2 protein-coding genes and 1 pseudogene are annotated in these 2852 nt (G+C 77.1%); all 3 read left to right on the top strand.

What is annotated here, in order from left to right; all coding sequences use genetic code 11:
* The first annotated feature begins 89 nt into the window (after positions 1-89).
* Positions 90-1307: an allantoate amidohydrolase gene (locus GTY84_RS29370; protein ID WP_161229444.1), complete on the top strand. Its 1218-nt coding sequence runs from the start codon at positions 90-92 to the stop codon at positions 1305-1307.
* Positions 1304-2665, top strand: coding sequence for a formimidoylglutamate deiminase (locus GTY84_RS29365; RefSeq protein ID WP_161229443.1), 1362 nt, complete (start codon positions 1304-1306; stop codon positions 2663-2665). The genes GTY84_RS29370 and GTY84_RS29365 overlap by 4 nt, the downstream gene beginning before the upstream one ends.
* 43 nt (positions 2666-2708) lie before the next feature.
* Positions 2709-2852, top strand: a pseudogene (locus tag GTY84_RS29360) (imidazolonepropionase); the annotation flags it as partial.

The raw sequence follows: 2852 nt of genomic DNA, 5'->3' as shown, positions 1-2852 counted from the left end.
ATCCGGCACGTCGACGCGGGCTACGACATCGCGGAGTCCGTCGCCGGCGAACGCGGCGTGCGGGTGCCGATGCGCGAGGGTGACGACGCGTGAGCTTCCACGAGATGTGGGCCGAGCTGCTGCCCGTCGGCCGCTCGGCCGCCTCCGGCGGCTACCGCCGCTTCGCCTGGACCGGCGCCGACACCGACTGCCGGGCCTGGTTCCGGCAGCAGGCCGAGGGCCGGGGACTGGCCTACGAGGTGGACCGCAACGGCAACCAGTGGGCCTGGCAGGGCGACCCGGCCGCCGGGGACGCTGTGGTCACCGGCTCCCACCTGGACTCCGTGCCCGACGGCGGCGCCTTCGACGGCCCCCTCGGCGTGGTCTCCGCCTTCGCCGCCCTGGACGCGCTGCGCGAGCGGGGGGCGCGGTTCACCCGGCCGGTGGGCATCGTCAACTTCGGCGACGAGGAGGGCGCCCGCTTCGGCCTCGCCTGCGTCGGCTCCCGGCTCACCGCCGGAGCGGTCACCCCCGAGCAGGCCCACCGCCTCACCGACGCCGACGGAGTCACCCTGCGGCGGGCCATGGAGGCGGCCGGACACGACCCGGACGCCATCGGCCCCGACCCCGAACGGCTCGCCCGCATCGGCGCCTTCGTCGAACTCCACGTCGAACAGGGCCGCGCCCTCGACCTGTCCGGCGACCGCGTCGGCGTCGCCTCCGCCATCTGGCCGCACGGCCGCTGGCGGTTCGACTTCCGCGGCGAGGCCAACCACGCCGGCACCACCGCCCTCGCCGACCGCCGCGACCCGATGCTGCCCTACGCCGAGACCGTGCTCGCCGCCCGCCGCGAGGCCCGGCTCGCCGGTGCCGTCGCGACCTTCGGCAAGATCGGCGTCGAGCCCAACGGAGTCAACGCCGTCCCCTCCCTGGTGCGCGGCTGGCTCGACTCCCGCGCCCCCGGCCAGGACGGGCTGGACGCCGTGGTCACCGGGATCGAGAAGGCCGCCCGCGAGCACGCCGCCGCCCACGGCGTCGACCTCGACGTCGTCCGGGAGTCCTTCACCCCCGTCGTCGAGTTCGACCACGCGCTCCGCGACGAACTCGTCCGCCTCCTGGGCGGCGCCGCCGAGCGGTCCGTGCCCGTCCTCGGCACCGGCGCGGGACACGACGCCGGAATCCTCGCCGGACGCGTCCCGACCGCCATGCTGTTCGTCCGCAACCCCACCGGGGTCTCGCACTCCCCGGCCGAGCACGCCGCCGAGGACGACTGCCTGGCCGGGGTGGACGCGCTGACCGACGCACTGGAAGGACTGGCCTGCACGTGACCCCCACCCAGCGGACCACCGGCCCGGCCCGGACGTACTGGCTGGAGCACGCCTGGCTCGGCACCCGCGCCGAGCCGGGCGTCGCCCTCGACACCGCCGGGGGCCGCGTCACCGCCGTCCGCACCGGGGTGGCCGCCCCGCCGCCCGGTGCCGAGGTGCTGCGCGGACTGACCCTGCCGGGGCTGGCCAACGCCCACTCGCACGCCTTCCACCGCGCCCTGCGCGGCACCGTCCAGGTCGGCAGCGGCACCTTCTGGACCTGGCGCGAGACGATGTACGCCGTCGCCGCCCGGCTCACCCCCGACGGCTACCGGGACCTCGCCCGCGCGGTGTACGCCGAGATGGCCCTCGCCGGGATCACCGCCGTCGGCGAGTTCCACTACGTGCACCACGCCCCCGGCGGCACCCCCTACGCCGACCCCAACGCGATGGGGGAGGCCCTGATCGAGGCCGCCGCCGACGCCGGCATCCGCATCACCCTCCTCGACACCTGCTACCTCTCCGCCGGCTTCGGCGAGCCCCCCACCGCCCACCAGCTCCGCTTCAGCGACGGCACGGCCGAGGACTGGGCCGCCCGCGCCGCGCTGCTCCGGGAGCGGGACCACGCGCGGATCGGGGCGGCCGTCCACTCCGTACGGGCCGTGCCCGCGGACCAGTTGGAGACCGTGGCCCGGTGGGCGCAGGAGCGGGCGGCGCCGCTCCACGCGCACCTGTCCGAGCAGACCGCCGAGAACGACGCCTGCCTGCGGGCCCACGGCCGCACCCCCGCCCGGCTCCTCGCCGAACACGGCGTCCTCGGCCCCCGCACCACCGGCGTCCACAACACGCACCTCACCGACGAGGACATCGCCCTGCTCGGCTCCAGCCGCACCGGCACCTGCATGTGCCCCACCACCGAACGCGACCTGGCCGACGGCATCGGGCCCGCCGCCGCCCTCCAGCGGGCGGGCTCCCCGCTCTCCCTCGGCTCCGACAGCCACGCCGTCGTCGACCTGCTGGAGGAGGCCCGCGCCCTGGAGCTGAACGAGCGCCTGCGCACCCGCACACGCGGCCACTGGACGGCCGCCGCGCTGCTCCGCGCCGCCACCGCCGACGGCCACGCCGCCCTCGGCTGGGACGACGCCGGACGCATCGAGCCGGGCGCCCGCGCCGATCTGACGACGATCGCGCTGGACTCCGTCAGGACGGCGGGACCGCCGCCCCGGCTGGGCGCCGAGACTGCCGTGTTCGCCGCGACGGCGGCCGATGTGCGCCACACCGTCGTCGGCGGACGGCACATCGTCCGCGACGGGGCGCACACCCTCGTCCCCGACGTGCCCGGGGCTCTCGCACGGGCCGTCGGGGCACTCGGCCGATGACCCCCGGACCACCCGCACCCGCCCCGACGACGCCAGGGACACCATGAGCACGGACACCCGCACCGGCCCCGCCGGCCCGCCCGCCCCGGGCGGCAGCACCGCCATCGTCAACATCGCCGCACTGGTCACCAACGACCCCTCCCTCCGGCCCGGCTCCCCCCTCGGGACGCTCCGGGACGCGGCCGTC

The organism is Streptomyces sp. SID8352 (assembly GCF_009862265.1).
Classification (GTDB): Bacteria; Actinomycetota; Actinomycetes; order Streptomycetales; family Streptomycetaceae; genus Streptomyces.
Note: the sequence above shows the minus strand (reverse complement) of the source record. Positions and strands in the feature narration are given on the sequence as shown.